A 20,573-nucleotide genomic window follows, 5' to 3' on the forward strand; every position below is an offset into this window, starting at 1 on the left:
ATATAAATGAAACGGGGCGCATGATGCGCCCCGTTCAGGTGGAAAGAAAGATCAGCCTTTGCCGACCGTCTTTTCCTTTTTCTCGGCGATTTCCTTGCAGTCGAAGCACAGGTCGGCGGTAGGGCGGGCCTCCAGGCGACGCAGGCCGATCTCGATGCCGCACGATTCGCACCAGCCGTACTCGTCGGCCTTGATCTTGTCGAGGGTCTTGTCGATTTTCTTGATCAGCTTGCGCTCGCGATCGCGGTTGCGCAGCTCCAGGGCGAATTCTTCTTCCTGGCTGGCACGGTCGGCCGGGTCGGGGAAGTTGGCTGCCTCGTCCTTCATGTGGTCCACAGTGCGGTCCACACTGGTCATCAGCTCTTGCTTCCAGGCGCCGAGAAGCTTGGTGAAGTGCTTCTTCATGGGCTCGCCCATGTACTCTTCACCTTTGGATTCTACGTAGGGCTCGACACCGTACATGGTCTGGGCTTTTTGCTTTTCTACGGTGGACATGAATAGACCGCCTCTCACTCATCTGATCCAATGCGCAGGCTGCTCCATCTCCGGCACCCGCCGGCCCTGCGACTGCGAGCCGCCGAACTTACCAGATAGATCGGGGGTGCGCTACCCCGCCCGATCCTGGTAATTGACAGCGGCCTGAGCCGCACGTTCGGTGGCGTGCAGAGGTAGAATCTCCAGTTTAGACCCAATTGAGAGAAGGTCATGGCCCACCCCTACAGTGCGCGCAGCCGCGCCATCGAACCCTTCCACGTCATGGCGCTGCTGGCCCGGGCCAACGAGCTGCAGGCGGCCGGGCACGACGTGATCCACCTGGAAATCGGCGAGCCGGACTTCACCACGGCCACGCCCATCGTTGCCGCCGGCCAGGCAGCATTGGCCGCCGGGCACACCCGCTACACCGCCGCACGCGGCCTGCCGGCACTGCGCGAAGCCATTGCCGGGTTCTATGGCCAGCGTTACGGCCTGAGTGTCGACCCTGAACGCATCCTCATCACCCCGGGTGGCTCCGGTGCGCTGCTGCTGGCCAGCAGCTTGCTGGTAGACCCAGGCAAGCACTGGCTGCTGGCCGACCCAGGCTACCCGTGCAACCGCCACTTCCTGCGCCTGGTCGAGGGCGGGGCGCAGCTGGTGCCGGTGGGCCCGGACGTGAATTACCAGCTGACTGCCGACCTTGTCGACCGCTACTGGGACAAGGACACGGTCGGAGCCCTGGTCGCCTCGCCGGCCAACCCGACCGGTACCGTGCTGGGGCGTGACGACCTGGCCAGCCTGTCCCGCGCCACCCGTGAACGGCACGGCCATCTGGTGGTGGACGAGATCTATCACGGGCTGACCTATGGCATGGACGCGCCCAGCGTGCTGGAAGTGGACGACTCGGCATTCGTCCTGAATAGTTTTTCCAAGTATTTCGGCATGACCGGTTGGCGCCTCGGCTGGCTGGTGGCGCCTCCTGGCGCGGTGGCCGACCTGGAGAAGCTGGCACAAAACCTGTACATCAGTGCGCCAAGCATGGCCCAACATGCCGCGCTGGCGTGTTTCCAGCCCGAAACCCTGGCCATTTTCGAGGAGCGCCGCGCCGAGTTCGCCCGCCGCCGCGATTACCTGTTGCCTGCCTTGCGCGAACTGGGCTTCCGCATTGCCGTCGAGCCGCAGGGGGCGTTTTACCTGTATGCCGATATCAGTGCCTTTGGCGGTGACGCGTTCGCCTTCTGCCGGCACTTCCTGGAGACCGAGCACCTGGCCTTCACCCCGGGCCTGGACTTCGGCCGTCACCTGGCCGGCCACCATGTGCGCTTTGCCTACACCCAGAGCCTGCCGCGCCTGGAAGAGGCGGTGCAGCGGATTGCTCGCGGCCTGCGGAGCTGGCAAGGCTGATGCAGTTCCATCCCCCACTCGAACAGGGCCGCCTGCTGCGCCGCTACAAACGCTTTCTGGCGGATATCGAACTGCCCGGCGGCGAACAACTCACCATCCACTGCCCCAACACCGGCTCCATGCTCAACTGCATGCGTGAAGGCGGGCAGGTGTGGTTCAGCCGCTCCAACGACCCCAAGCGCAAGCTCCCGGGTACTTGGGAAATCAGCGAAACCCCGCAGGGGCGGCTGGCCTGTGTGAATACCGGGCGGGCCAATGCGCTGGTCGAAGAGGCCCTGCGTGCCGGCATCATCGCCGAACTGGCCGGTTTCAGTGCGCTAAGGCGTGAGGTAGCCTACGGCGAGGAAGGCAGCCGCATCGACTTTCGCCTGGAGTTCGACGGTGCCCCGGCCTATGTCGAGGTCAAGAGCGTGACCCTGGGCTACCCAGCCAGCACGGTCGCGGCCTTTCCTGATGCGGTGACCCAGCGCGGCGCCAAGCACCTGCGAGAGCTGGCGAAGTTGGCCAGGCAAGGCGTGCGGGCTGTGCAGCTGTATTGTGTGAACCTGACCGGTATCGACGCGGTGCGCCCGGCCGAGGAAATCGATGCGGCTTATGCCCAGGCCCTGCGCGCGGCAGTTTCAGATGGAGTGGAGGTGCTGGCCTACGGCGCACGCCTGGACTCCGAAGGCATTGTCATCGACCGCCGCCTGCCGGTGCTGCTTACCCCTTGAGCCAGATGCCCTGGCTGTCCTCGTGGCAGCCCAGGGCCTGCAGTTGCTCGCCCTCGCACGGCCCGGCCACGCATTCTCCACTTTCGATCAGAAACAGCGCGCCATGATGGGCGCAGTGAATCAGGCTGGCGCTGTCATCGAGAAACGCATCTTCCACCCAGTTCAGCGGGATACCGCGGTGCGGGCAACGGTTGCGGTAGAGGTACACCTGGCCCTGGCGGCGCACGCCGAACAGTTCGATGCCGTCTACGCTGAAGGCTCGGCTATGGCCTTCGGCCAGGCCGTGGGAGGTACAAAGGAAGTGCATGGCAAGGACGACTCGTGGAACAAGTGATGGCTTGACGCTTCAATGCGAATAATTATCAAATTGTCCATATTCGCTGCGCCCGGCTGCCTATGGTGCGCAGTTCCGTCGCTCGCCACAAGGCGCGCGGCTCGCCTGCAGAAGGAACCCGATGATGCGCCGTCCTGTCGCCTTGCTCGCTCTGTGCGCGAGCGTTGTGCTGTCCACCCAGGCCCTGGCGGCCGAGCTGCCGCAGCGTTGGGTCAGCGCTGGTGGCGCACTGAGCGAATGGATCAGCGCTCTTGGCGGTGAAGCGCGCTTGGTGGGTGTGGACACCACCAGCCAGCACCCGCAATCGCTGAAGTCACTGCCTAGCGTCGGCTACCAGCGGCAGTTGTCTGCGGAAGGCATTCTCAGCCTGCGCCCAGATGTGCTGGTGGGCACCGAAGAAATGGGGCCGCCACCGGTACTGGCGCAAATCCGCAAGGCTGGCGTGCGGGTCGAACTGTTCTCCAGCAAAGCCGAGGTGGCGGCGGTGGATGAAAACCTCAAGCATCTGGGGCAATTGCTGGGCGCAGAAGAGCAGGCCGCGGTCTTGGCGTCGGGTTACCACCAGCAGCTCGATGCCTTGCAGGCCAGGGTCAGGCAGGCCCAGGCCGGGCAGAAGGCGCCAGGAGTGTTGCTGCTGGTCGGGCATGCGGGTGCCAAGCCGCTGATCGCCGGGCAGGGTACCGCCGGCGACTGGCTGCTGAGCCAGGCGGGCGGGCGCAACTTGGCAGAACATCAGGGCTACAAGAATTTCTCCAGCGAAGCACTGGCTGCGCTGGACCCGGATGTGATCGTGTTTTCCGACCGGGCGCTGGCCGATGACGAAGCCTTGAAGGCGTTGCTGAAAGAAAACCCCGCGCTGGCGACCTCGCGCGCCGTGCGAGAGAAACGCCTGGTATCGCTTGACCCGACACTGTTGGTCGGCGGGCTCGGGCCACGCCTGCCGGCAACACTTCAGTTGCTTGCGGCTACCTTCTATCCGGCCGCCAAGATCAGCCTCTCCCAATGAAACAACGCGTCCAGCCACGCACACTGTTCGTTTGCCTGAGCCTGTTGTGCCTGTTGGCGGTGTGGTTGTCTTTGGCCCTGGGGCCGGTCAGCCTGCCGCTGTTCGATACCCTGCGTGCCGGCTTGCGCCTGCTGGGGTTGCCCATTGCCGCTGACGGCCTGCAGCAGGCCGAGATGATCCTCGGCCAGATCCGCCTGCCGCGCACCTTGCTGGGGTTGGCGGTGGGCGCGGTGCTGGCGCTGTCTGGTGTGGCCATGCAGGGGCTGTTCCGTAACCCGCTGGCCGACCCCGGGCTGGTAGGGGTTGCCGCCGGAGCAGCGGTGGGCGCGGCGGTGGCCATCGTTGGCGGCAGTTGGCTGGGCGGCATGCCGGATGTGCTTGCCCCTTACCTGTTGTCGGTGTGCGCTTTCATCGGCGGGCTGGGCGTGACTGCGCTGGTTTATCGTCTGGGGCGACGCGACGGCCAGACCAACGTCGCCACGATGCTGCTGGCCGGTGTGGCCATGACCGCGCTGGGCGGTGCTGCCGTGGGGCTGTTCTCCTACCTGGCCGACGACGCCACGCTGCGCACGCTGACCTTCTGGAACCTGGGCAGCCTCAATGGTGCTAGTTACCAGCGGCTGTGGCCTTTGCTGCTGGTGGCTGCGGGCGTGGCAGTGTGGCTGCCACGTCGGGCCAAGGCGTTGAATGCCATGCTGCTTGGTGAATCGGAGGCGCGTCACCTGGGCATTGACGTGGAGCGGCTCAAGCGCGAGCTGGTGTTCTGCACGGCGCTCGGCGTGGGTGCGGCGGTGGCGGCAGCAGGGCTGATCGGTTTCATCGGCCTGGTGGTGCCGCACCTGGTGCGCCTGCTGGCCGGGCCTGATCACCGTGTGGTGCTGCCAGCTTCCTTGTTGGCTGGCGGTGTGCTGATGCTGTTCGCCGATTTGGCGGCGCGGCTGCTGCTGGCGCCTGCCGAGCTGCCGATCGGCATCGTCACGGCCTTTATCGGCGCACCGTTCTTCCTGTTCCTGCTGATACGAGGGCGCAGTTGATGTTGCAAGCCGAGGGGCTGTACTTGCGGCGGGGCAGCAACGAAGTGCTGCATGACATTCATCTGCAGCTGAGCCAGGGGCAGGTGGTGGGCGTGCTCGGCCCCAACGGTGCCGGCAAGAGCAGCCTGCTAGGAGTACTGTGTGGTGAGCTGGCGCCCGATCACGGGCGGGTGACGCTACAGGGCAGGCCACTGGCGGACTGGGCAGGGCAGGAGCGGGCCAGGCGTCTGGCGGTGTTGCCGCAGGTGTCCAGCCTGGGGTTCTCGTTCCGGGTCGAGGAAGTGGTGGGCATGGGGCGCATGCCCCATGGTACCGGGCAGCGGCGCGATGCTGAAATCGTCGAAGCGGCCTTGCGGGCAGCGGATGCCTGGCACCTGGTGGAGCGCAGTTACCTGGCGTTGTCTGGCGGCGAGCGGCAAAGAGTGCACCTGGCTCGGGTGCTGGCGCAGCTGTGGCCGGGCGAGGCGGGTACAACCCTGCTGCTGGACGAGCCAACCTCGATGCTCGACCCGTTGCACCAGCACACCACCCTCGAAGCCGTGCGCCGCTTTGCCGACCGTGGCGCCGCGGTGCTGGTGATCCTGCATGACCTGAACCTGGCGGCGCGCTACTGTGATCGTATCCTGCTGCTGGAGCAGGGGCGCTGCCATGCCTTTGCCGCACCGTCAGCAGTGCTGACGCCGGCGGCGTTGAAGGCGGTATACGGGATCGACGTACTGGTACAGGCGCACCCGGAGCGTGGGCATCCGCTGATCATCACTCGCTAACGCTGGCGCGATCTTTGTAGGAGCGGCCTTGTGTCGCGAAAGGGCTGCAGAGCAGCCCCGGCAATTTGTGCATCACTGCTGAAAATCTGGGGCCGCTTTGCGGCCCTATCGCGACACAAGGCCGCTCCTACAAGGGCTCGTGCAGACCATGAATGGAGATACTGCCCATGCGACATCCGCTGCTGTCCGCTTTCTCGCTGTGCCTGGTGCTGGTACTGGGTGGCTGCCAGGCCAGCCTGCCACCGCCGCCCGCCTGGCAGAGCAGTGAGGGGCGCAGCCATGCCGAGCTGGGGCATATCGTCGATCTTGCCAAAGGCCAACTGATCAGCCCTGAGCAACTGGTGCAGCGCCTGTCTGCCGCCCCCCGGGTGCTTGTCGGCGAGAAACACGACAACCCTGACCATCACGCACTGCAGCTGTGGCTGCTGCGCGCCCTGCAAGACCAACGTGTGCAGGGCAGCCTGCTGCTGGAAATGCTGCAGCCTGAGCAACAACCGCTGCTGGACAAGCTCGCGGGGCAACCATTACCGGCAGACCTGCCCAGGGCCATGGCTTGGCAGGACGGCTGGGATTGGCAGCTGTACGGGCCAATCGTGACCGAGGCTTTGCAGCAGCGGGTGCCTGTGCTGGCCGCCAACCTCTCGCCCGGCGAGATGCGCCAGGCCTATCGTCAGCCGGCTTTGTTACCGGGCGAACGCTCCAATGCGCCGACGGTCAAGGCCGCTTTGCTGGAGCATGTGCGTGCCGGGCATTGCGGGATGCTGCCAGAAAGCCAGTTGCCGGCGATGCTGGCCGTGCAGCAGCAGCGCGACCGGCGCATGGCCGAGCGCTTGCTGGCGGCGCCGCAGCCAGCACTGCTGCTGGCCGGGGCCTATCACGTGCGCAAGGACCTGGGTGTACCGTTGCACTTGGCTGACCTGCAAGCGCAGGGGGAGAGCAAGGTGCTACTGCTAGCTGAGGTTGGTGAGCAGGTCGAGGCAGGCGAGGCTGATTTTGTGTGGTACACGGCAGCGATGCCGGAGCAGGACTATTGCGCGCAACTGCGCTGACGGGGCTGTAAAAGGCAAAAAAAGACCCGGCAAATTGCCGGGTCAATAACCGTGATTAGCCTGATGAGGAGATAATCTGAGAGTCCGAACCAGGGGCTCTTAGCTTATCCAACCAGTCTCGCGACCAGTTGTGATAATCATAACTATTCTCATTTCGACGTCAATCCCTTTCCCGAGATTATTTCTGATTTTTTTGCGCAGGGCTTTTCGCATCCAGTTGTTGGTTGAGCGCTTCTTTGCGCTCCAGCGGCAAATCGTTCCAGTGCATGTCCAGCAGGGCGCCTTCAATGGCATACAACAGCACCTTCGATGCGCGGAACCCTCGTGTCTTCACGGCCTGGTACGCACCCACCGCGCCCAGGCGACGCAGATCCGATGCACTGTGGATGCCGGCTGCATGCAGCCACTGCGCAGAGGTCTTGCCAAGGTTCTTCAGATGCTGCAATTCATCGTTCATCGAGCCTCCTTGCGATGGCTGAACGGGGATTGGGGGATAAATCGCGAGCAGGTCAGAGAGGAGTGTAGCGGGGGATAGGAAATGCGCGGCCTTTTGCCATAGGGGGCGACGAGATGTCCTGTGCCGGCCTATTCGCGGGCTCACCCGCGAAGTGGCCGGTCCAGGAAAACGCTGAACTTACAGCCCAGGCAAGCGCTGGCGAATCTGCTCGATCACCTGGTCCATGCTCCCGGCGCTCTGAGTATCGACGCGGGTGCTCTGCACCAGTTCCTGTGCATCCATTGGCTCACGACTGGCCTGCTGGGCTTTGACCACTTCCAGGGTGGCATCCGACGGGTCGGTATTTTCTGCCTGGCGCTGCTCCAGCCAGCTGGCGATGACCGCATCCGGTGCATGGCAGTCGAGGATCAGAAATGGCACGCCCGTCTGGCTGGCGATGTCCGCCGCGGCCTGGCGCTGATCACGCTTGAGGTAGGTGGCATCCAGCACCACCGGGAAGCCGGCTCGCAGCACGGTCGCCGCCACCTCGTGCAGGCGCTGGTAGGTCGCGACACTGGCGTCCTGGTCATAGATGCCGGTACTCAGCTGGCCAGCCTCAGCCTGCTGCTGTTCACCGAACAGGCGCTTGCGCTCCACATCCGAACGCACGCGGACGGCGCCAAGGGCTTCGACCATACGCATGGCCACGTGGCTTTTGCCCACAGCCGAAACACCGTGGGTAATGGCCAGCAGGCGCGACGGGATGGCGCTGTAGCTTTCTGCCAGGTTTGCATAGTTGCGGTAGGTGCGAAGAGTGGTGGCGCGCTGCACGCCATCGGCATCGGCTGGCATGCTGAACAGTGCAACCTTGGCCCGCACCAGCGCGCGGTAGGCTTTGTAGAAGTTGAGCAGTTCCAGGCCTTCGTAGTCGCCGGTCAGTTCCAGGTACTGGCTGATGAAGCGGCGGGCCAGGCATTTCAGGCCGCGGTCTTCCAGGTCCATGGCCAGGAAGCCCGTATCGGCGTACACATCGGTCAGGCGGAACGGTTCGTTGAACTCGATGCAGTCGAAGATCACCACCTTGCCGTCGATCAGGGTGGCGTTGCCCAGGTGGATGTCACCGTGGCACTCACGGATGAAACCATTGGCCTTGCGCTTTTCCAGCAGGCCATGCAGGCGCTCGAAGCTGCTGCGTGCCCAGGCCTGCAGGGCGTCGAGTTGCTGCAGGTCGGCCTTGTCGCTGAGGAACGGGCGAATCTGCTCGAAGTTCTGCTCCACAGGTGCCATCACGCTGTCCGGCGTGCCCAGTGGGTGCTCCACCGGCACGCGTGGGGCCTGCAGGTGGAACTCGGCGATCTGCCGGGCCATCTGGTCGATGTGCGCGGCGTTCAGTTCACCATTGGCCTGCAGGGTGTTGAGCATCTGCCCCTGGGGGAACTGACGCATCTTCAGCACGTACTCGATGGCTTCGCCTTCACCGCCGATCTGCGGCGCATCGACGCTACCGGTTATCGGCAACACTTCAAGGTACAGGCCGTCGGTCAGGCGCTGGTTCAGGCGCAATTCTTCGTTACAGAAATGCCGGCGCTGGTCCAGGCCAGTGAAGTCGAGGAAGCCGAAGTTCATCGGCTTCTTGATCTTGTAGGCATACTCGCCGGTGAGCAGGACCCAGGAGATATGCGTCTCGATGAGCTGGAACCCATCCACGGGGTGAGGGTACAGGGCTGGGTTCTGCAACGCAGTGATAAGGGCTTGGCTCACGGGAAATCCTTCCGGGGGCAGGGAATTCGAATGCGCCATTATGGTCAATGGTGCCGTCCCTGCCTACCGCCGGGGGCGTCTGCCCAGCCTTTATAAAGTGCGTATAATCCGCCGCCATGACCCGAACTCGAAATCCCCGTACCCCTCAGAAACGCCCGACCGGCCGCTCCCGCGCCTGGCTGGGCTGGGCTTTGAAGCTCAGCCTGGTCGGCCTGGTGATAGTCGCCGGCTTCGCGGTTTACCTCGATGCCGTTGTCCAGGAAAAGTTTTCCGGCAAGCGCTGGACCATCCCGGCCAAGGTGTATGCCCGGCCGCTGGAGCTGTTCACCGGCCAGAAACTGAGCAAGAACGACTTCCTCACCGAGCTGGACGCGCTCGGCTACCGGCGTGAAAGCGCGGCCAACGGCCCGGGAGCGGCGTCAGTCAACGGCAACACCGTCGAGCTCAATACCCGTGGCTTCCAGTTCTACGAGGGCATGGAGCCGGCGCAGTTCGTGCGTGTGCGCTTCTCCGGCGATTACGTGGCGGGCCTTTCCGGCGCCAACGGCAAGACGCTTGACGTAGTGCGCCTGGAGCCGCTGATGATCGGCGGCATCTACCCGAAAAACCTCGAAGACCGCATCCTGATCAAGATCGACCAGGTACCGCCCTACCTGCTCGAAACTCTGGTGGCGACGGAAGACCGCGATTTCTACAGCCACTTCGGGGTGTCGCCCAAGTCCATCGCCCGAGCCATGTGGGTCAATACCTCGGCAGGTTCCATGCGCCAGGGTGGCAGCACCCTGACCCAGCAGTTGGTGAAGAACTTCTACCTCACCAGCGAGCGCAGCCTCAGCCGCAAGCTGACCGAGGCGATGATGGCTGTGTTGCTGGAGCTGCACTACGACAAGCGCGAGATCCTCGAGGCCTACCTCAACGAGGTGTTCGTCGGCCAGGATGGTCAGCGTGCAGTGCACGGCTTCGGCCTCGCCAGCCAGTTCTTCTTCAGCCAACCGCTGTCGGAGCTGAAATTGCACCAGATCGCTCTGCTGGTGGGTATGGTCAAGGGGCCGTCCTACTACAACCCGCGTCGCTATCCGGACCGCGCCCTGGCCCGCCGCAACCTGGTGCTCGACCTGGTGGCCGAGCAGGGCGTGGCCAGCCAGGCAGAAGTCGATGCAGCGAAGAAGATGCCGCTGGGCGTGACCAAGCGCGGCAGCCTGGCAGACAGCTCGTTCCCGGCCTTCCTCGACCTGGTCAAGCGTCAGCTGCGCCAGGACTACCGCGATGAAGACTTGACCGAAGAAGGGCTGCGCATCTTCACCAGCTTCGACCCGATCCTGCAGATGAAGGCCGAAACCTCGATGAGCGAGACCTTCAAGCGCCTCGCGGGGCGCAAGGGGGCGGACGAGGTTGAGTCGGCGATGGTCGTGACCAATCCGGAAACCGGTGAGGTGCAGGCGCTGATCGGCAGCCGCCAGGCCGGCTTTGCCGGCTTCAACCGCGCCATTGATGCCGTGCGGCCGATCGGTTCGCTGGTCAAGCCGGCGGTGTACCTGACCGCGCTGGAACAACCGACCAAGTACACCTTGACCAGTTGGGTGCAGGACGAGCCGTTCTCGGTCAAAGGTGCCGACGGCCAGGTCTGGCGCCCGCAGAACTACGATCGTCGCCCGCATGGCACCATCTACCTGTACCAGGGGCTGGCCAACTCCTACAACCTGTCGACTGCCAAGATCGGCCTGGAAGTGGGTGTGCCCAACGTGATCAAGACCATTGGCCGGCTGGGAGTGAACGTTGACTGGCCAGCCTTCCCGGCCATGCTGCTGGGTGCCGGCGGCATGTCGCCAATGCAGGTCGCGACGATGTACCAGACCATCGCCAACGGCGGCTTCAATACCCCGATGCGCGGTATCCGCAGCGTGCTCACCGCCGAGGGCGAGCCGCTAAAACGCTACCCGTTCCAGATCCAGCAAACCTTCGACCCGGGGGCTATCTACCTGGTGCAGAACGCCATGCAGCGGGTGATGCGCGAAGGCACCGGCCGCTCGGTGTACAACACTTTGCCGCGCAATCTCACCCTGGCGGGCAAGACCGGTACCAGTAACGATTCGCGCGACAGCTGGTTCTCCGGGTTCAGTCAGGACCTGCTGGCCGTGGTATGGATGGGTCGTGACGACAACGGCAAGACGCCATTTACTGGTGCCACCGGCGCCCTGCAGGTGTGGACCAGCTTCATGAAGAAGGCCGACCCGCTGCCGCTGGACATGCCGCAACCGGACAACGTGGTGCAGGCCTGGATTGACCCGTACAGCGGCCATGGGTCTGATGGCAGCTGTCCGGGAGCGGTGCAGATGCCGTATATTCGCGGGAGTGAACCGCCCGCCGGCGCGACCTGTGGCGGCGAGCAGGATCCAGTTGAATCGGTCATGGACTGGGTCAAGGGCTGGATGAATTAAGCACAGGCTGCATTGATGAGGTGTGACGTGAACAAGTGGCTGTTTCCTGCCGTGACGGCGCTGGCTGTGCTCCAGGGGTGCGCCAGCGTCCCGCGCGGCAATATTCCGGTGGTCGACTCGAGCACCCGGGTGTCCAACAGCGAACGCGTGACGGCCAATCGCTCTGCGGGTGGCTATAACGCAGGTACCGCGCAGGCTCAAACGCTGCCTGAAGACTCCGGCGTGACCGTGATGATCCCACAGGGCGCTGGCGCTTCGGGCATCCAGACGTTCCCGGCGGCCAATGGCGCGGCGCCAATCAGCACCTCGCCGATTACCCCGGGGCCGATCACCCCAGGCCCAATTACCACTGGTCCGGTCACTTCGGCACCAATGACCACCAATCCAAACCCGATCGCCGACGAACCCTTCGACATCGCGGCTATGAACAGCGCCCCGCAAAGCACCAGCGCGCCAACCGGTATTCCGCGTAGCGGTGCTGCTACCGGTGGCCTGTCGGCCGACGAGCAGCTGGACGGCCCGGTGCTGGCGCTGCTGACCACCGCGAAGACCCAGCAGGGCAGCGGTGACTTCAACGGTGCCGCATCGAGCCTGGAGCGTGCTCAGCGCATTGCCCCGCGCGAGCCACAGGTACTGTACCGTCTGGCCCAGGTACGCCTGTCGCAAGGTGATGCACCGCAGGCCGAGCAGTTGGCGCGTCGTGCTTTGACTTACGCCAACGGCCGCCCGAGCCTGCAGGCCGAGCTGTGGAACACCATCGCCCAGGCCCGCGAGAAGCAGGGTGACAGCGCTGGTGCCGCACTGGCCCGGCAAAAGGCACGGGTCAATTCGTGATGATCGAGCAGCGCATTCTGGATGTTGCCGACCACCTGCTGCTGATCGAACGAGAGCTGCAGGTGCAAGGCTGGTGGGATGACGAGCCGCCAAGCGATGAGGCACTGGCCAGCACGGTGCCTTTCGCAGTCGATACCCTCAGTTTCGAGCAGTGGCTCCAATGGATCTTCCTGCCGCGGATGAAGATCATTATCGAGCTGGGCCACCCGCTGCCTAGTGCGTCCGGCATCCTGGTAATGGCTGAAACGGTATTTACCGACCGGCCAGAGCAAAGTCGTGAGCTACGCCGCCTGTTGGCAGCATTTGACCAATTGATTGCTCCTTCCGCCTGATTTCTTCAGTTTTTCCTTCAAGGGCCGCAGATTGTGGCCCTTTTTTGTGGAAATCTTATTTATTCTGCTGCTGAAGCGATTTTTAGTGGTGGCAGGGATTCATCTTGGGGAAAAATTGGCAATAATTTTTCTTGACTTGTTGGCGCCGAATCAGAAGAATCCAATCTCCGCTGTAGAGGGACTGCCAGAAGCAGACCCGCTAAGCAGATCATGAGGCGCACACCCGCGCCGACCTGTTACACCCCGCAACGCGTTACCTCGCGCTGGGTGGGAAAACCCCGCAACACTCTGGGGCGCTCCCAATACTTGCTCAGTCAGTGCTGACGTTCGCTCATGCTCTGCTTGGCAGTAAACCTATTAAGACCCGTCCAGTGAGGGCGGTATTCTGGCGTTTTAGAGGTGAACAACGTGGAGCTTTTATCTGGCGCTGAGATGGTCGTCCGCTTCTTGCGTGACGAAGGCGTTAAGCACATCTACGGGTACCCTGGTGGTGCTCTCCTGCATGTTTACGACGCGCTGTTCAAGGAACCGGAAGTCGAGCACATCCTGGTTCGTCATGAGCAGGCAGCTACCCATATGGCGGACGGCTACGCCCGCGCCACCGGCAAGGCCGGCGTGGTGCTGGTAACCTCCGGCCCGGGCGCGACCAATGCCATTACCGGTATTGCCACCGCCTACATGGATTCGATTCCGATGGTCATCCTGTCCGGCCAGGTGCCTAGCACCATGGTGGGTACCGATGCCTTCCAGGAAACCGACATGATCGGTATTTCGCGGCCGATCGTGAAGCACAGCTTCATGATCAAACATGCCAGCGAAATCCCCGAAGTTCTGAAAAAAGCTTTCTACCTGGCGCAATCCGGTCGCCCAGGTCCGGTCGTGGTCGACATTCCAAAAGATATGACCAACCCGGCCGAGAAGTTCGAATACGTCTATCCGAAAAAGGTCAAGCTGCGCTCCTATAGCCCAGCGGTACGCGGCCACTCCGGCCAGATCCGCAAGGCTGCAGAGATGCTGCTGGCGGCCAAGCGCCCGATCGTCTACTCCGGTGGCGGCGTGATCCTCGGTGGTGGCTCCGAAGCCCTGACCGAAATCGCCAAGTCGCTGAACCTGCCGGTCACCAATACCCTGATGGGGCTGGGTGGCTTCCCGGGTACCGACCGCCAGTTCCTCGGCATGCTCGGCATGCACGGCAGCTTCACTGCCAACATGGCCATGCATCATGCCGACGTCATCTTCGCCGTCGGTGCCCGTTTCGACGACCGCGTGGTCAACGGCCCGGCCAAGTTCTGCCCGAATGCCAAGATCATCCATATCGACATCGACCCGGCCTCGATCTCCAAGATGATCAAGGCCGACGTGCCGATCGTCGGCCCGGTCGACAGCGTGCTCAGCGAAATGCTCGGCATCCTCAAGGAAATCGGCGAGCAGCCTGACAAGGCGGCGCTGGATGCCTGGTGGAAGCAGATCGACGAATGGCGTGGCAATGGCGAGCTGTTCCCTTACGACAAGGGTGACGGCAATGTCATCAAGCCGCAGAAAGTAATCGAGACCCTGTGCGAAGTGACCAATGGCGATGCCTTCGTCACCTCCGACGTGGGTCAGCACCAGATGTTCGCGGCGCAGTACTACCGCTTCAACAAGCCGAACCGCTGGATCAACTCCGGTGGCCTGGGCACCATGGGCTTCGGCTTCCCGGCGGCGATGGGCGTCAAGCTCAACTTCCCGGACCAGGACGTGGCCTGCGTGACCGGCGAAGGCAGCATCCAGATGAACATCCAGGAGCTGTCCACCTGCATGCAGTACGGCCTGCCGGTGAAGATCGTCAACCTGAACAACGGTGTGTTGGGCATGGTCCGTCAGTGGCAGGACATGGCCTACAACGGTCGTCACTCGCACTCGTACGTCGAGTCGCTGCCTGACTTCATCAAGCTGGCCGAGGCCTATGGCCATGTGGGTATCCGCATCACCAGCCTGAAGGACCTCAAGCCGAAGCTGGAAGAAGCGTTTGCGATGAAGGACCGCCTGGTGTTCATCGACATCGCGGTTGACCGCAGTGAGCACGTCTATCCGATGCAGATCAAGGATGGCTCGATGCGTGACATGTGGCTGAGCAAGACGGAGCGTACCTGATATGCGGCACATCATCTCCCTGCTGCTGGAAAACGAACCAGGTGCGTTGTCCCGCGTGGTCGGCCTGTTCTCCCAGCGTAACTACAACATTGAAAGCCTGACCGTGGCGCCGACCGAAGACCCGACCCTGTCGCGTCTGACGCTGACCACCGTTGGCCATGACGAAGTGATCGAACAGATCACCAAGAACCTGAACAAGCTGGTCGAAGTGGTCAAGCTCGTCGACCTGTCGGAAAGCGCTCACATCGAGCGTGAACTGATGCTGGTCAAGGTCAAGGCCACCGGTGCCCAGCGCGCCGAGATCAAACGCACCACGGATATCTTCCGTGGCCAGATCGTCGATGTGACTGCCAGCGTGTACACCGTGCAGCTGAGCGGCACCAGCGACAAACTGGACAGCTTCATCCAGGCGATCGGCACTGCATCGATTCTCGAAACCGTGCGCAGCGGCGTTACCGGCATTGCCCGTGGCGACAAAGTGCTCAGCATCTGAATTCAAATTAGCGATGGCTCCGCAGGGGCCGAGATATAACCAGGGGTATTTTCATGAAAGTTTTCTACGATAAAGACTGCGACCTTTCCATCATCCAGGGTAAGAAAGTCGCCATCATCGGTTACGGTTCCCAGGGCCACGCTCAGGCGTGCAACCTGAAGGACTCCGGTGTAGATGTCACCATCGGTCTGCGTAAAGGTTCGGCCACCGTTGCCAAGGCAGAAGCCCATGGCCTGAAAGTGACCGACGTTGCCTCTGCCGTCGCTGCTGCCGACCTGGTCATGATCCTGACCCCGGACGAGTTCCAGGGCCAACTGTACAAGCAGGAAATCGAGCCGAACATCAAGAAGGGCGCTACCCTGGCCTTCTCCCATGGCTTCTCGATCCACTACAACCAGGTTGTTCCTCGTGCCGACCTCGACGTGATCATGATCGCGCCGAAGGCCCCGGGCCACACCGTTCGCTCCGAGTTCGTCAAGGGCGGCGGTATCCCTGACCTGATCGCCATCTACCAGGACGCCTCCGGCAACGCCAAGAATGTTGCCCTGTCGTACGCTTCGGGCGTAGGCGGCGGCCGTACCGGCATCATCGAAACCACCTTCAAGGACGAGACCGAAACCGACCTGTTCGGTGAGCAGGCTGTTCTGTGCGGCGGTACCGTAGAGCTGGTCAAGGCCGGTTTCGAAACCCTGGTCGAAGCTGGCTACGCGCCGGAAATGGCCTACTTCGAGTGCCTGCACGAACTGAAGCTGATCGTTGACCTCATGTACGAAGGCGGCATCGCCAACATGAACTACTCGATCTCCAACAACGCCGAGTACGGTGAGTACGTAACCGGTCCGGAAGTCATCAACGAAGAATCCCGCAAGGCCATGCGCAACGCCCTGAAGCGCATCCAGGACGGCGAGTACGCGAAGATGTTCATCTCCGAAGGTGCTACCAACTACCCATCGATGACCGCCAAGCGCCGCAACAACGCCGCTCACGGCATCGAAATCATCGGCGAGCAACTGCGCTCGATGATGCCGTGGATCTCGGCTAACAAAATCGTCGACAAGACCAAGAACTAAGTCTTATCGAAAGATGAAAAACGCGGCTTCGGCCGCGTTTTTTCGTTCTGACAGTCAGCTTCTGGTATAAAGCAGACCAGTGGCCTGCCGTCAGAACCTGTTTTGCAGGTCCGTGTCGAACATTTTCCATCCTGTTGCAAGGTACCCTCCATGAGCGAACGTCCCGAAGAGCCGAACAAGCCCTCCGACGCCGAAAGCCTGCTACCTGTCGATGAGCACGTTGAAGAAGGGCATGACGCCGAAGGGCGCAAGGTACGCCATCGTGGCATCTACCTGCTGCCCAACCTGTTTACCACCGCCAACCTGTTTGCCGGTTTCTATTCCATCATCAGCTCGATGAGCGCGCAGAGCGCCCTGAGCGCCGGTGACCCTCGCGAGGCGAGCAAGTACTTTGCCTTCGCTGCGATCGCCATCTTCGTGGCCATGGTGCTCGACGGCCTGGATGGTCGTGTCGCGCGCATGACCAACACACAGAGCGCCTTTGGTGCCGAGTACGACTCACTGTCGGACATGGTTGCCTTTGGTGTCGCTCCGGCCTTGCTGGCCTTTGGCTGGGCGCTGGGCGACATGGGCAAGGTTGGCTGGATGGTTGCCTTCATCTATGTGGCCGGTGCAGCACTGCGCCTGGCACGCTTCAATACCCAGGTCGGCACCGCCGACAAGCGCTACTTCATCGGCCTTGCCAGTCCTGCTGCTGCGGGTGTGGTCGCGGGTACCGTGTGGGCGTTCAGCGACTACGGCATCCAGGGCTCCAAGCTGTCGTTCCTGGTGGCGCTGCTGGTGGCTGCTGCCGGCATGCTGATGGTCAGCAACATCAAGTACAACAGCTTCAAGGAGCTGGACCTGAAGGGGCGTGTGCCGTTCGTGGCTATCCTGGCCGTGGTGCTGGTGTTTGCCGTGGTGTTCAGCGACCCGCCGCGTATCCTGCTGCTGATCTTCCTCGCCTATGCGGCTTCGGGCCCGATTCAGTTCCTGCTGAAGTCACGCCGTCGCAAAGCGTGACAATCATTTAATGCTGGAATAACCCGCCGGCTCCATAGTCTTACTGGTACATCCGTTATCCAGTGCTGTGGAGCCGCTCATGCTCATCAAGCTTCCCAGGTCTTCCGAGTGCAAGGCGTCGGAGATCACCCCCGAAGGCATCTATCTCTCCCGTCGTACCCTGCTGGGTGGCTCGTTGGCTGGCCTGGCCCTGGGCGCTTTGCCGAGCATGGCGCGCGCAGCTGAAGCCAGCCGATACGCCGATGTCGAGGCGGGCAGGGCGCCTGGCTGGTTCAATGAAAAGCTCGCAGCTACCCGATGGCAGGCAGTAACGGTCAAGGGTGAGGCAATCACGCCGTTCAAGGATGCCACCCACTACAACAACTTCTACGAGTTCGGGCCTGACAAGGGCGACCCGGCGGCCAATGGCGACAGCCTGAAGACCGAACCGTGGAGCGTTGTGGTCGATGGCGAAGTGGGTAAGCCCGGCCGCTATGCGCTGGAGGACTTCGTCAAACCGTACCAGCTCGAGGAGCGCATCTACCGGCTGCGGTGCGTGGAGGCGTGGTCGATGGTCATTCCGTGGCTGGGCTTCCCGTTGGCGCAGGTGCTCAAGCAGGTCGAGCCGACATCCAAGGCACGTTATGTGCGCTTCGAAACCCTGAAAGACCCGGAGCACATGCCGGGGCAGCGTTCGGGTTTCGCCTTGATCGACTGGCCTTATAGAGAAGGCTTGCGCCTGGATGAGGCAATGCATCCTTTAGCGATCCTGGCGGTCGGGATGTATGGCCGGGAGCTGCCCAACCAGAATGGCGCGCCGTTGCGGCTGGTGGTGCCGTGGAAGTATGGCTTCAAGAGCATCAAGTCGATCGTGCGTATCAGCCTGGTGGCGGAGCAGCCGGGCACCACCTGGGAAGGGCTGGCGCCGGATGAATATGGGTTCTATGCCAATGTGAACCCGACGGTCGACCACCCCCGTTGGAGCCAGGCGCGTGAACGGCGGCTGCCCAGCGGGCTGTTCAGTCCCAATGTGCGGGAAACCCAGATGTTCAATGGCTATGCCGATGAAGTGGCGTCGCTGTATACCGGGCTTGATCTGCGGAAGAACTATTGATGCGTTACCCCTGGTTTCGTCTGGCCATTTTCATCGTGGGATGCCTGTTCCCAGTCTGGTGGTTGTATGAGGCGGCGATGAATGTGCTAGGGCCTGATCCCGGAAAGATCATGATGGACCGGCTTGGGCTCGGGGCGCTGACCTTCCTGCTGGTTACCTTGGGCATGACGCCGCTGCAGAAGCTGACGGGATGGTCGGGCTGGATCGTGGTGCGCCGGCAGTTGGGGTTGTGGGTGTTTGCCTATATCGTGCTGCACGTCCTGGCTTACCTGTTCTTCATCCTTGGGTTGGACTGGGGGCAGTTGGCGGTGGAGTTGCGCAAGCGGCCATACATAATTGTGGGTGCGCTTGGGTTTCTTGGATTGCTGGCCCTGGCGGTTACCTCGAATCGGTATAGCCAGCGGCGGTTGGGAGCGAGGTGGAAGAAGCTGCACCGGTTGGTGTATGTGATACTTGGGTTGGGTTTGCTGCATTTTCTGTGGATCGTGCGCTCGGATCTGCGGGAGTGGGCGATTTATGCGGTTATTGGGGCTGTGTTGATGGTGTTGCGGGTTCCTGCTGTTGCGCGGGTGCTGCCCAGGATTGGCCGGAGATAGGGGAGGGGCAAGGGCCTGTCTTGAGATGGCATTGCCTTTGAAATGTGCCTGCCTTGAGTTTTCTGGCGCCTGTGAGATCGAGCGCCGCCCGCGCGGCGCTTCGCAGCACAAGGCTGCTCCTACATCTGTTTCGGGCCAATTATTCCTGCGCCATTGGCGCGCGCACCCTGGGTGCATGGCAGGAGATTGATGAAGAGCAGCAGGCGCAACCTTCGATGTTGAATGGAACAGACAAGGCGGTCGCGCGCGCCAGGCACAGGAGAGACTGGCCCGAAACAGATGTAGGAGCAGCCTTGTGCTGCGAAGCGCCGCGCGGGCGGCGCTAGATCTCATAGGCGCAGAAGGTGTTGTGGCGAGCACCTGGTAGCCTTGATAAGGTCTTCGCCTGGAACATTTCAAATAAATGAAATTAAAGGTTGACGCCCTCTCGAATCCCCTTATAATGCGCCCCACTTCCAGCGACATCGGAACGACAAACTTCTTGAAATTCAACAAGTTAGGTTGCTCAGAAAGAGTTGAAAGGGCTACGATCGAATGATCGGCAGCGGTTGAGATGATGGTTGACAGCGCTTCTAAACGCTGTATGATTCGCCTCCCGCTACGAGAGATTGCGGTGAGTCAAGTGTTTGAAGCTAAACGAGTTTCTCGCAAAAAACTTCAAAATAAACGCTTGACAGCAAATGAGGAAAGCGTAGAATGCGCGCCTCGGTTGAGACGAAAGGCTCTTAACCAAACGCTCTTTAACAAATCGAATCAAGCAATTCGTGTGGGTGCTTGTGAGTACGGACTGATAGTCACAAAGATTATCAGCATCACAAGTGGCCATGCGAGAAATCACATAGTCATTTGAGATTGCTGAGCCAAGTTTAGGGTTTCTTAAAAACCCAAGCAGTATTGAACTGAAGAGTTTGATCATGGCTCAGATTGAACGCTGGCGGCAGGCCTAACACATGCAAGTCGAGCGGATGACGGGAGCTTGCTCCTTGATTCAGCGGCGGACGGGTGAGTAATGCCTAGGAATCTGCCTGGTAGTGGGGGACAACGTTTCGAAAGGAACGCTAATACCGCATACGTCCTACGGGAGAAAGCAGGGGACCTTCGGGCCTTGCGCTATCAGATGAGCCTAGGTCGGATTAGCTAGTTGGTGAGGTAATGGCTCACCAAGGCGACGATCCGTAACTGGTCTGAGAGGATGATCAGTCACACTGGAACTGAGACACGGTCCAGACTCCTACGGGAGGCAGCAGTGGGGAATATTGGACAATGGGCGAAAGCCTGATCCAGCCATGCCGCGTGTGTGAAGAAGGTCTTCGGATTGTAAAGCACTTTAAGTTGGGAGGAAGGGCAGTAAGTTAATACCTTGCTGTTTTGACGTTACCGACAGAATAAGCACCGGCTAACTCTGTGCCAGCAGCCGCGGTAATACAGAGGGTGCAAGCGTTAATCGGAATTACTGGGCGTAAAGCGCGCGTAGGTGGTTCGTTAAGTTGGATGTGAAAGCCCCGGGCTCAACCTGGGAACTGCATCCAAAACTGGCGAGCTAGAGTACGGTAGAGGGTGGTGGAATTTCCTGTGTAGCGGTGAAATGCGTAGATATAGGAAGG

The 20,573-nt window shown here is 61.6% G+C and carries 19 protein-coding genes and 1 rRNA gene (1 of these 20 running past the window's edge); 16 read left to right on the plus strand and 4 right to left on the minus strand.

All coding sequences use genetic code 11. The features are described 5' to 3' along the window. Positions 1-51 precede the first annotated feature (51 nt). Entirely contained in the window at positions 52-495 is a 444-nt protein-coding gene (dksA, locus tag GYA95_RS27425) for an RNA polymerase-binding protein DksA (RefSeq protein WP_003259209.1), read from the minus strand. A 210-nt stretch (positions 496-705) separates the two neighbouring features. Here dksA and GYA95_RS27430 point away from each other — a divergent pair, with 210 nt between their 5' ends. Both GYA95_RS27430 and sfsA read left to right on the plus strand, forming a co-directional pair. Continuing rightward, entirely contained in the window at positions 706-1,878 is a 1,173-nt protein-coding gene (locus GYA95_RS27430; protein ID WP_015271843.1) for a pyridoxal phosphate-dependent aminotransferase, read from the plus strand. Then, positions 1,878-2,591, plus strand: coding sequence for a DNA/RNA nuclease SfsA (gene sfsA / locus GYA95_RS27435; protein WP_013974266.1), 714 nt, complete (start codon positions 1,878-1,880; stop codon positions 2,589-2,591). The genes GYA95_RS27430 and sfsA overlap by 1 nt, the downstream gene beginning before the upstream one ends. On the opposite strand, the gene GYA95_RS27440 is transcribed toward sfsA, so the two are convergent. Continuing rightward, entirely contained in the window at positions 2,581-2,898 is a 318-nt protein-coding gene (locus GYA95_RS27440) for a Rieske (2Fe-2S) protein (protein WP_015271842.1), read from the minus strand. The two genes, sfsA and GYA95_RS27440, sit on opposite strands and share 11 nt — an antisense overlap. Positions 2,899-3,046: 148 nt before the next feature. Between GYA95_RS27440 and GYA95_RS27445 the strand changes: the two genes are divergently transcribed. The 4 genes from GYA95_RS27445 to GYA95_RS27460 all read left to right on the plus strand — a co-directional run bounded on the left by GYA95_RS27445 (position 3,047) and on the right by GYA95_RS27460 (position 6,781). Continuing rightward, a complete protein-coding gene (locus GYA95_RS27445) occupies positions 3,047-3,931 on the plus strand; it encodes a heme/hemin ABC transporter substrate-binding protein (protein ID WP_043935916.1) in 885 nt (294 codons plus the stop codon). A gap of 50 nt (positions 3,932-3,981) precedes the next feature. After that, positions 3,982-4,965: a FecCD family ABC transporter permease gene (locus GYA95_RS27450; protein ID WP_161551540.1), complete on the plus strand. Its 984-nt coding sequence runs from the start codon at positions 3,982-3,984 to the stop codon at positions 4,963-4,965. Beyond that, a complete protein-coding gene (locus GYA95_RS27455; RefSeq protein ID WP_015271839.1) occupies positions 4,965-5,732 on the plus strand; it encodes a heme ABC transporter ATP-binding protein in 768 nt (255 codons plus the stop codon). The genes GYA95_RS27450 and GYA95_RS27455 overlap by 1 nt, the downstream gene beginning before the upstream one ends. A gap of 167 nt (positions 5,733-5,899) precedes the next feature. Next, positions 5,900-6,781 (plus strand): ChaN family lipoprotein, encoded by an 882-nt coding sequence (locus GYA95_RS27460; RefSeq protein ID WP_015271838.1) that lies wholly within the window; start codon positions 5,900-5,902, stop codon positions 6,779-6,781. 178 nt (positions 6,782-6,959) lie between these two features. On the opposite strand, the gene GYA95_RS27465 is transcribed toward GYA95_RS27460, so the two are convergent. Both GYA95_RS27465 and GYA95_RS27470 read right to left on the minus strand, forming a co-directional pair. Further along, entirely contained in the window at positions 6,960-7,238 is a 279-nt protein-coding gene (locus tag GYA95_RS27465) for a TfoX/Sxy family protein (RefSeq protein WP_013974260.1), read from the minus strand. A gap of 177 nt (positions 7,239-7,415) precedes the next feature. Further along, positions 7,416-8,978 carry a bifunctional aminoglycoside phosphotransferase/ATP-binding protein gene (locus GYA95_RS27470; protein WP_015271837.1) on the minus strand — a complete coding sequence of 521 codons (1,563 nt, stop codon included), beginning with the start codon at positions 8,976-8,978 and terminating at the stop codon, positions 7,416-7,418. 116 nt (positions 8,979-9,094) lie between these two features. On the opposite strand from GYA95_RS27470, the gene mrcB reads away from it, so the two are divergent. From mrcB to GYA95_RS27520, 10 genes are all read left to right on the plus strand, one after another. Then, positions 9,095-11,416: a penicillin-binding protein 1B gene (mrcB, locus tag GYA95_RS27475; RefSeq protein WP_015271836.1), complete on the plus strand. Its 2,322-nt coding sequence runs from the start codon at positions 9,095-9,097 to the stop codon at positions 11,414-11,416. A gap of 15 nt (positions 11,417-11,431) precedes the next feature. Next, a complete protein-coding gene (locus tag GYA95_RS27480; protein WP_039615235.1) occupies positions 11,432-12,250 on the plus strand; it encodes a tetratricopeptide repeat protein in 819 nt (272 codons plus the stop codon). Next, a complete protein-coding gene (locus tag GYA95_RS27485) occupies positions 12,250-12,582 on the plus strand; it encodes a YqcC family protein (RefSeq protein WP_015271835.1) in 333 nt (110 codons plus the stop codon). The genes GYA95_RS27480 and GYA95_RS27485 overlap by 1 nt, the downstream gene beginning before the upstream one ends. A 408-nt stretch (positions 12,583-12,990) precedes the next feature. Continuing rightward, positions 12,991-14,715 carry an acetolactate synthase 3 large subunit gene (locus GYA95_RS27490; RefSeq protein WP_015271834.1) on the plus strand — a complete coding sequence of 575 codons (1,725 nt, stop codon included), beginning with the start codon at positions 12,991-12,993 and terminating at the stop codon, positions 14,713-14,715. 1 nt (position 14,716) lies between these two features. After that, positions 14,717-15,208 carry an acetolactate synthase small subunit gene (gene ilvN / locus GYA95_RS27495; RefSeq protein WP_003250040.1) on the plus strand — a complete coding sequence of 164 codons (492 nt, stop codon included), beginning with the start codon at positions 14,717-14,719 and terminating at the stop codon, positions 15,206-15,208. Positions 15,209-15,261: 53 nt separating this feature from the next. Next, positions 15,262-16,278 (plus strand): ketol-acid reductoisomerase, encoded by a 1,017-nt coding sequence (gene ilvC / locus GYA95_RS27500; RefSeq protein WP_013974255.1) that lies wholly within the window; start codon positions 15,262-15,264, stop codon positions 16,276-16,278. A 150-nt stretch (positions 16,279-16,428) separates the two neighbouring features. Continuing rightward, positions 16,429-17,280, plus strand: coding sequence for a CDP-diacylglycerol--serine O-phosphatidyltransferase (gene pssA / locus GYA95_RS27505; protein ID WP_009685387.1), 852 nt, complete (start codon positions 16,429-16,431; stop codon positions 17,278-17,280). Between the two features lie 79 nt (positions 17,281-17,359). Next, positions 17,360-18,373 (plus strand): protein-methionine-sulfoxide reductase catalytic subunit MsrP, encoded by a 1,014-nt coding sequence (gene msrP, locus GYA95_RS27510; protein ID WP_015271833.1) that lies wholly within the window; start codon positions 17,360-17,362, stop codon positions 18,371-18,373. Then, the gene (gene msrQ, locus GYA95_RS27515; RefSeq protein WP_015271832.1) at positions 18,373-18,969 is read left to right on the plus strand and encodes a protein-methionine-sulfoxide reductase heme-binding subunit MsrQ; all 597 of its coding nucleotides are present in this window, start codon (positions 18,373-18,375) and stop codon (positions 18,967-18,969) included. The genes msrP and msrQ overlap by 1 nt, the downstream gene beginning before the upstream one ends. An 896-nt stretch (positions 18,970-19,865) precedes the next feature. Beyond that, positions 19,866-20,573, plus strand: a 16S ribosomal RNA gene (locus GYA95_RS27520) (it continues 829 nt past the right edge of the window).

It is taken from the genome of Pseudomonas asiatica, assembly GCF_009932335.1.
Classification (GTDB): Bacteria; Pseudomonadota; Gammaproteobacteria; order Pseudomonadales; family Pseudomonadaceae; genus Aquipseudomonas; species Aquipseudomonas asiatica.

Bases quoted from the DNA above. Each gene is read 5' to 3' on its own strand.
- dksA (WP_003259209.1), bottom strand. From the start codon at position 495: ATGTCCACCGTAGAAAAGCAAAAAGCCCAGACCATGTACGGTGTCGAG.
- GYA95_RS27430 (WP_015271843.1), top strand. From the start codon at position 706: ATGGCCCACCCCTACAGTGCGCGCAGCCGCGCCATCGAACCCTTCCAC.
- sfsA (WP_013974266.1), top strand. From the start codon at position 1,878: ATGCAGTTCCATCCCCCACTCGAACAGGGCCGCCTGCTGCGCCGCTAC.
- GYA95_RS27440 (WP_015271842.1), bottom strand. From the start codon at position 2,898: ATGCACTTCCTTTGTACCTCCCACGGCCTGGCCGAAGGCCATAGCCGA.
- GYA95_RS27445 (WP_043935916.1), top strand. From the start codon at position 3,047: ATGATGCGCCGTCCTGTCGCCTTGCTCGCTCTGTGCGCGAGCGTTGTG.
- GYA95_RS27455 (WP_015271839.1), top strand. From the start codon at position 4,965: ATGTTGCAAGCCGAGGGGCTGTACTTGCGGCGGGGCAGCAACGAAGTG.
- GYA95_RS27460 (WP_015271838.1), top strand. From the start codon at position 5,900: ATGCGACATCCGCTGCTGTCCGCTTTCTCGCTGTGCCTGGTGCTGGTA.
- GYA95_RS27465 (WP_013974260.1), bottom strand. From the start codon at position 7,238: ATGAACGATGAATTGCAGCATCTGAAGAACCTTGGCAAGACCTCTGCG.
- mrcB (WP_015271836.1), top strand. From the start codon at position 9,095: ATGACCCGAACTCGAAATCCCCGTACCCCTCAGAAACGCCCGACCGGC.
- GYA95_RS27480 (WP_039615235.1), top strand. From the start codon at position 11,432: ATGAGGTGTGACGTGAACAAGTGGCTGTTTCCTGCCGTGACGGCGCTG.
- GYA95_RS27485 (WP_015271835.1), top strand. From the start codon at position 12,250: ATGATCGAGCAGCGCATTCTGGATGTTGCCGACCACCTGCTGCTGATC.
- ilvN (WP_003250040.1), top strand. From the start codon at position 14,717: ATGCGGCACATCATCTCCCTGCTGCTGGAAAACGAACCAGGTGCGTTG.
- ilvC (WP_013974255.1), top strand. From the start codon at position 15,262: ATGAAAGTTTTCTACGATAAAGACTGCGACCTTTCCATCATCCAGGGT.
- pssA (WP_009685387.1), top strand. From the start codon at position 16,429: ATGAGCGAACGTCCCGAAGAGCCGAACAAGCCCTCCGACGCCGAAAGC.
- msrP (WP_015271833.1), top strand. From the start codon at position 17,360: ATGCTCATCAAGCTTCCCAGGTCTTCCGAGTGCAAGGCGTCGGAGATC.
- msrQ (WP_015271832.1), top strand. From the start codon at position 18,373: ATGCGTTACCCCTGGTTTCGTCTGGCCATTTTCATCGTGGGATGCCTG.